This window comes from Bacillus sp. N12A5 (assembly GCF_026790125.1).
Taxonomy (GTDB): domain Bacteria; phylum Bacillota; class Bacilli; order Bacillales; family Bacillaceae; genus Bacillus.
This window is the reverse complement of the sequence record NZ_JALAMR010000012.1, coordinates 102394-108885: the sequence shown is the minus strand read 5'-3', so window position 1 is coordinate 108885 and position 6492 is coordinate 102394. Positions and strand designations below refer to the sequence as shown.

General features: G+C 44.7%; 7 protein-coding genes. All 7 read left to right on the top strand.

What is annotated here, in order from left to right:
• Positions 1 to 162 precede the first annotated feature (162 nt).
• The 7 genes from MOC09_RS14440 (at position 163) to sufB (ending at position 6250) form a co-directional block, all read left to right on the top strand.
• Positions 163 to 540 (top strand): carboxymuconolactone decarboxylase family protein, encoded by a 378-nt coding sequence (locus tag MOC09_RS14440; RefSeq protein ID WP_003222796.1) that lies wholly within the window; start codon positions 163 to 165, stop codon positions 538 to 540.
• A 192-nt stretch (positions 541 to 732) separates the two neighbouring features.
• Complete coding sequence (locus tag MOC09_RS14435) at positions 733 to 870, top strand: hypothetical protein (RefSeq protein WP_003228600.1); 138 nt, start codon at positions 733 to 735, stop codon at positions 868 to 870.
• A 192-nt stretch (positions 871 to 1062) separates the two neighbouring features.
• A complete protein-coding gene (gene sufC / locus MOC09_RS14430; protein ID WP_003151872.1) occupies positions 1063 to 1848 on the top strand; it encodes a Fe-S cluster assembly ATPase SufC in 786 nt (261 codons plus the stop codon).
• 17 nt (positions 1849 to 1865) lie between these two features.
• Positions 1866 to 3179 carry a Fe-S cluster assembly protein SufD gene (gene sufD, locus MOC09_RS14425; RefSeq protein WP_268362938.1) on the top strand — a complete coding sequence of 438 codons (1314 nt, stop codon included), beginning with the start codon at positions 1866 to 1868 and terminating at the stop codon, positions 3177 to 3179.
• The gene (gene sufS / locus MOC09_RS14420; RefSeq protein WP_268370947.1) at positions 3179 to 4399 is read left to right on the top strand and encodes a cysteine desulfurase SufS; all 1221 of its coding nucleotides are present in this window, start codon (positions 3179 to 3181) and stop codon (positions 4397 to 4399) included. The genes sufD and sufS overlap by 1 nt, the downstream gene beginning before the upstream one ends.
• The gene (sufU, locus tag MOC09_RS14415) at positions 4389 to 4832 is read left to right on the top strand and encodes a Fe-S cluster assembly sulfur transfer protein SufU (RefSeq protein WP_268370945.1); all 444 of its coding nucleotides are present in this window, start codon (positions 4389 to 4391) and stop codon (positions 4830 to 4832) included. The genes sufS and sufU overlap by 11 nt, the downstream gene beginning before the upstream one ends.
• A gap of 20 nt (positions 4833 to 4852) precedes the next feature.
• Positions 4853 to 6250 carry a Fe-S cluster assembly protein SufB gene (gene sufB / locus MOC09_RS14410; RefSeq protein WP_003228608.1) on the top strand — a complete coding sequence of 466 codons (1398 nt, stop codon included), beginning with the start codon at positions 4853 to 4855 and terminating at the stop codon, positions 6248 to 6250.
• The last annotated feature ends 242 nt before the right edge of the window (positions 6251 to 6492 follow it).

Here is a 6492-nt window from a genome sequence, read left to right as displayed (position 1 = left end):
GAGCATTGGAGCGGAGCGAATGTTGCAATTCGTGAGCACCAACGCGCAGGTCTGACAACGAATGCGAGGGTTTGCTGACACGGTGAACCCCGGATGATAAATCCGGGGTTTTTTCGGGTATTTTCCTAAAAGCTGTTCATAATAAAAAGGAATGTTAAACAGATGGAGGGATTTTCTTTGAATCAAGACAGAGGAAGCATGCAGGACGCGCTAAAACAATATAAACTTGGTTTAGGCACATTTGAACAAAAGATGCCGCTGATGGGAAGAAAGTTTAACGAGTTTACTGAACAATGCTTTGCCGGGAATTCCCTGACTGAAAGAGAAAAACAGCTGATCGCCCTCGGAATCGCCATCAATGCTCAGGACGAATATTGCATGATCTATCATACAAAAGGCTGTCTTGATGAGGGAGCGACGGAAGAAAATATTCTCGAAGCCGTCAGTGTGGCAGCGGCGTTTGGAGGCGGCGCAGCTCTCAGCCAAGGCGTGACAGTTGTCCAGCAGTGCATAGAGGAATTCGGAAACACCACGCATTAAGAGAAGGAATATTCCGAAAAACCATTCTCAATTGATCTGAAAGGATGCTTTCGTCTCATCTGCCGCTATTTCAAGCCATATCCTTTTTGCGGCATTCATGGCGACGCTGATACAATAGAAGCAAATAAATGAAGGGATTGATTCATTATTTGCAGCAGCCATGACAGACTGGACCTCGATTATACGTCAGAAATGGAAAAAGCGATGCAGCTGTCACACGGAATAGGATACGAGGAATACGGACGCCGGCTGGAAACAAGAATGAAAGTAGAGCGGCAGAGAGAGCTTGATTATGAAAAAAGCAAGCGGATTTCTGCGGGAGCTTATTGAGAAAATCAATCTTTAAAAAAGGGTGGGAATCCACTCTTTTTCTTTTTCAATCGCTTTAATAAAGTGCTGATCTTTGTTAAACTTGATGAATGTGCAAGGCACGATAAAAAGTTGTATTTACTTTTCATTTGTTATAAAATTAGAATGAGAATAAAATGAGAATAATGATTATATATTTTTGGAGGTATAGATATGGCTGCTTCAACATTAACGATCAAAGATCTTCACGTTGAAATCGAAGGAAAAGAGATCTTAAAGGGTGTAAACCTTGAAATAAAAGGCGGAGAGTTCCACGCAGTAATGGGACCGAACGGAACTGGTAAATCCACTCTGTCAGCTGCTATTATGGGGCATCCTAAATATGAAGTAACAAAAGGCAGCATCACGCTTGACGGCAAAGATGTACTGGAGATGGAAGTGGACGAGCGTGCGCAGGCAGGCTTATTCCTTGCGATGCAGTACCCAAGTGAAATCAGCGGTGTGACAAATGCCGACTTCCTTCGTTCAGCAATCAATGCGCGCAGAGAAGAAGGCGATGAAATTTCTCTTATGAAATTCATCCGCAAAATGGACGAAAACATGGAATTTCTTGAAATGGACCCTGAAATGGCTCAGCGCTACCTTAACGAAGGTTTCTCAGGCGGGGAGAAAAAACGCAACGAAATTCTTCAATTAATGATGATTGAACCAAAAATCGCCATCCTTGATGAAATCGACTCAGGTCTTGATATTGATGCCCTGAAAGTTGTATCTAAAGGGATCAACAAAATGCGCAGCGAAAACTTCGGCTGCCTGATGATCACTCACTATCAGCGCCTGTTAAACTACATCACTCCGGATGTTGTTCACGTTATGATGCAAGGCCGCGTTGTAAAATCCGGCGGTGCAGAGCTTGCACAGCGTCTTGAAGCAGAAGGTTATGACTGGATCAAACAAGAACTTGGCATTGAAGACGAAACTGTTGGCCAAGAAGCGTAAGCGTTAGGGGGATTAACATGACACTAGGTACAAAACTATCCGTAGATCAGGAGTATCTCAAAAGCTTTTCCGAAAAGCATCAAGAACCTGCCTGGCTGAAGAACCTGCGCTTACAGGCTCTTGAAAAAGCTGAGGATCTGCCGATGCCGAAACCTGACAAAACAAAAATCACAAACTGGAACTTCACGAATTTCGCGAAGCATACAGTTGATAACGAACCGCTTTCTTCATTAGAAGATTTGACTGATGAAGCAAAAGCGCTGATCGACGTTGAAAACGAAGATAAAACATTATACGTACAGCGTGACCAGACGCCGGCATACCTTTCTCTTTCTCAAGAATTGAAAGACAAAGGCGTCATCTTCACTGATATTCTGACTGCTGCACGCGAGCACAGCGACTTGGTGGAGAAATACTTTATGAAGGACGGCGTGAAGGTTGATGAGCATAAATTAACTGCACTTCACGCGGCTCTTGTTAACGGAGGAGCATTCCTTTATGTTCCGAAAAATGTTCAGGTGGAGACGCCGGTTCAGGCTGTTTACGTCCATGAAAGCAACGATACAGCTCTATTCAACCACGTGCTGATTGTGGCTGAAGACCACAGCTCTGTAACATATGTAGAAAACTACGTCAGCACTGTAAACCCGAAAGATGCTGTATTCAATATTATCAGTGAGGTCATCACAGGTGATAATGCCAGCGTGACATACGGTGCGGTGGATAATCTGTCCAGCGGTGTGACAACTTATGTGAACCGCCGCGGCGCTGCGCGCGGACGCGACAGCAAAATCGAGTGGGCTCTCGGCCTGATGAACGATGGCGACACAATTTCCGAAAACACAACAAACCTTTACGGTGACGGCACATATGGCGATACGAAAACGGTTGTTGTCGGAAGAGGAGAGCAAACAGAAAACTTCACAACACAAATCATTCATTTCGGTAAAGCTTCTGAAGGATATATCTTGAAGCATGGTGTGATGAAGGATTCCGCTTCTTCTATCTTTAACGGAATCGGCAAAATCGAACATGGCGCTTCTAAAGCGAATGCGGAGCAAGAATCACGCGTGCTGATGCTCAGCGAAAAAGCACGCGGAGACGCAAACCCTATTCTTTTAATTGACGAAGACGATGTAACTGCAGGACATGCGGCATCTGTCGGCCGTGTAGACCCTATTCAGCTTTACTACCTGATGAGCCGCGGAATTCCGAAAGAAGAAGCAGAACGCTTAGTCATTTACGGATTCCTTGCACCGGTAGTAAATGAGCTTCCGATTGAAGGCGTTAAGAAACAATTGGTTTCTGTAATCGAAAGGAAAGTGAAGTAATGAATATCACAGATATTCGTGAACAGTTCCCGATCCTTCATCAGCAAGTGAACGGACATGATCTCGTTTATCTCGATAGCGCGGCGACTTCCCAGAAGCCGCGTGCTGTCATTGAAACACTGGATAAGTATTATAACCAATACAATTCCAATGTTCACCGGGGCGTCCATACACTTGGAACCAGAGCGACAGACGGTTATGAAGGAGCGCGTGAAAAAGTCCGCAAGTTTATTAACGCGAAGTCAATGGCTGAGATTATTTTCACAAAAGGCACGACCACATCACTGAATATGGTGGCGTTAAGCTATGCGCGCGCTAACCTGAAACCGGGTGATGAAGTGGTCATCACCTATATGGAGCATCATGCGAATATCATTCCGTGGCAGCAGGCTGTCAAAGCGACTGGCGCCACATTAAAATATATTCCGCTGCAGAAAGACGGAACGATTTCTTTAGAAGACGTCAGAGAAACGGTCACAAGCAACACAAAAATTGTTGCGGTGTCTCATGTATCTAATGTTCTCGGCACGGTCAACCCGATTAAAGAAATGGCGAAAATTGCTCATGACAATGGAGCTGTCATTGTGGTGGACGGTGCGCAAAGCACGCCTCACATGAAAATTGACGTGCAGGATCTCGATTGTGACTTCTTTGCGCTTTCTTCCCATAAAATGTGCGGCCCTACCGGTATTGGGGTGCTGTACGGAAAGAAAGCCCTGCTGGAAAACATGGAGCCTGCCGAATTCGGCGGTGAAATGATCGACTTTGTCGGACTTTATGAATCAACTTGGAAAGAGCTTCCGTGGAAATTCGAAGCAGGCACGCCGATTATCGCAGGAGCAATCGGTCTCGGTGCTGCCATTGATTTTCTTGAAGAAATTGGTCTTGATGAGATTTCCCGCCACGAGCACAAGCTTGCAGCTTATGCGCTTGAACGCTTCAGCCAGCTTGACGGCGTAACGGTTTACGGTCCGGAAGAGCGTGCCGGGCTTGTTACATTTAACCTTGATGATGTTCATCCTCACGATGTGGCGACTGTGCTTGATGCGGAGGGAATCGCTGTCAGAGCCGGCCATCATTGCGCGCAGCCGCTGATGAAATGGCTGGATGTAACTGCTACTGCAAGAGCAAGCTTTTATCTGTATAATACAGAGGAAGAGATTGATAAGCTTGTGGAAGCTCTTCAAAAGACAAAGGAGTATTTTACAAATGTCTTTTAATGCAAATTTAGATACATTGTACAGACAGGTGATTATGGATCATTACAAAAACCCACGCAATAAAGGGGTTTTAAATGACAGCATCGTCGTGGATATGAACAATCCGACATGCGGCGACCGAATCAGACTGACAATGAAGCTTGACGGAGACATCTTGGAAGATGCGAAATTTGAAGGGGAAGGCTGTTCCATTTCAATGGCGTCCGCTTCGATGATGACTCAGGCGATTAAAGGGAAAGATATTGAAACAGCCCTTTCCATGTCTAAGATTTTCTCGGATATGATGCAAGGGAAAGAATATGATGATTCTATAGATCTCGGGGATATTGAAGCCCTTCAAGGCGTTTCAAAATTCCCGGCCCGTATCAAATGTGCAACCCTGTCATGGAAAGCACTTGAAAAAGGAGTCGCAAAAGAAGAAGGCGGCAATTAAAAGGATTGGAGTGAAAATGGATGGCTAAAAAAATGCCTGATATTGGTGAATACAAGTATGGTTTTCACGACAAGGACGTTTCCATTTTCCGTTCAGAGCGCGGATTAACAAAAGAAATCGTAGAAGAAATTTCTCGCATGAAAGAAGAGCCTCAATGGATGCTTGATTTCCGCTTGAAATCACTTGAGCATTTCTACAACATGCCGATGCCTCAATGGGGCGGAGATTTAAACTCACTGAACTTTGACGAAATTACGTACTACGTAAAACCGTCTGAGCGTTCAGAGCGTTCTTGGGATGAAGTTCCTGAAGAAATTAAGCAAACATTCGACAAGCTCGGTATTCCTGAAGCTGAACAAAAATACCTTGCGGGTGTTTCTGCTCAGTACGAATCTGAGGTTGTTTACCACAACATGAAAGAAGATCTTGAAGCGCAAGGCATCGTCTTTAAAGACACTGACAGCGCGCTGAAAGAGAATGAAGATATTTTCCGTGAGCACTGGGCAAAAGTGATCCCGCCGACTGATAACAAGTTCGCGGCGCTTAACTCAGCTGTTTGGTCCGGCGGATCTTTCATCTACGTTCCTAAAGGCGTGAAGGTGGAAACACCGCTTCAAGCTTACTTCCGCATCAACTCTGAAAACATGGGTCAGTTCGAACGTACGCTGATCATCGTTGACGAAGAAGCAAGCGTTCATTATGTTGAAGGCTGTACTGCCCCTGTTTACACAACAAACTCACTTCACAGTGCCGTTGTTGAGATCATCGTGAAAAAAGGCGGCTACTGCCGTTATACAACGATCCAAAACTGGGCGAACAACGTTTACAACCTTGTAACGAAGCGTACAGTCTGTGAAGAAAACGCAACAATGGAATGGATCGACGGCAACATCGGTTCTAAACTGACAATGAAATATCCGGCTTGTATCCTAAAAGGCGAAGGCGCGCGCGGTATGACGCTTTCTATCGCTCTTGCGGGTAAAGGCCAGCATCAGGATGCGGGTGCGAAAATGATTCACCTTGCACCTAACACATCATCCACAATCGTATCAAAATCGATTTCAAAACAAGGCGGTAAAGTAACGTACCGCGGAATCGTCCACTTCGGACGCAAAGCGGAAGGCGCCCGCTCTAACATCGAGTGCGATACGCTCATTATGGATAACAAATCAACTTCAGACACCATTCCTTACAATGAAATCTTAAATGATAACATTTCATTGGAGCACGAAGCGAAAGTGTCTAAAGTATCTGAAGAGCAGCTTTTCTACTTGATGAGCCGCGGCATTTCCGAAGAAGAAGCAACTGAAATGATCGTAATGGGCTTCATCGAGCCATTCACAAAAGAGCTTCCAATGGAATACGCAGTTGAAATGAACCGTTTGATTAAGTTCGAAATGGAAGGCTCTATCGGTTAATGATGAAAACCCCTTTGTTTATCAAGGGTTTTAGAGATAGTTATCAATTTTAAAATGGCCAGCGTGCCGAATTTGATGTAGAAGACGAACTTTTGAAGTTCGTCTTCTTTTATTTTTCAGATACATATCCACTGTTATTTTGATGGTTTTAATTCCTTATCGATTAGAATATTTCAGACCGCCGGAAGATTCAGTTCCTATATCACGCAACCATACAGTTGCTTATGCTTGACATGCAACTA